This window comes from Occallatibacter sp. FHG110214_02 (assembly GCF_059115385.1).
Genome location: NZ_JBZYWK010000047.1, coordinates 1 through 854, shown reverse-complemented (window position 1 = coordinate 854; position 854 = coordinate 1). Strand labels below are relative to the sequence as shown.

The 854-nt window shown below is 58.2% G+C and carries 1 protein-coding gene; it reads right to left on the bottom strand.

Features of this window, described 5'->3' with window-relative positions; all coding sequences use genetic code 11:
- A partial coding sequence (locus AC5S3R_RS19975; protein WP_494268958.1) for an RHS repeat domain-containing protein occupies window positions 1-854 on the bottom strand: 854 nt, incomplete at both ends.

Sequence of the window (854 nt, the reverse complement as noted above, 5' to 3'; positions counted from 1 at the left end):
GTCGCCGTAAGGCAGCCCGGTAAAGTTAAGCACCGGGTTGCCGGCATAATCGGTCTGCTGGCGTCGGGTTCCCAGCCAGTCCGAGAGATGGAAGTACATCTTTCCCTCCGTCTGGCCTGTGAGATCGGCATCATACGTAGCGCTCAGTCCCGGAGCGTAAACGTTCGTGTGCGCCCACTGCCAGGCGCCGGAGTTGTTTGCCATCTCAGTCATCTGTTCCCCGCTGGGGCCAAGTACATAGACAGTTGTAGCAGTAAAGCCGTTGGTGGTGGTATCGCAACTGAAGGTCGAGATCGAGCCTTTTGCCACTCGATGGCCCTCGGCGTCGTACAGGTATTGGGTCATGAGCGCGAGTCCTACAATAGACTGCCGCACCGCGCAAACACGCCCCTCTCCGTCATAAAGATACGAATTTCCCGCCGTAGCATCCTGGGTTAAATCGCCCGCGGCATCGTATTGGTGCAGGCCATCGGAAATCTGATTGTTGGCATTATAACTAGCACTGGACTGCGATCCGGAACCAGATGGGCAGGAGTTAGCGCCGCCGCTGGAAGAAGAATACGCCGTGGATGAGCTGGACTGCGCCAGGCGGTTGCCGAAGCTGTCATACTGCCAGCAGTAGTTCGGATAAGGGTTGTTGTCCTGCGAGCCGGCAGCCGTGGCAAGACGGTTGAGCGAATCGTAGGTGAACGACCAGCTTCCATTCACTGAGTCGGTGTAGCCGGTGACGTTGCCCACGGCGTCGTAGCCTTCCGACCCACCTCCGGAACTCTGGATGGAGAAGCTGTAGAGAGAAGCACTGGAAGAAGCCTCCTGCTGGCCCGCGACCTGGAGGCTTAGGGTAGCCTCATCGT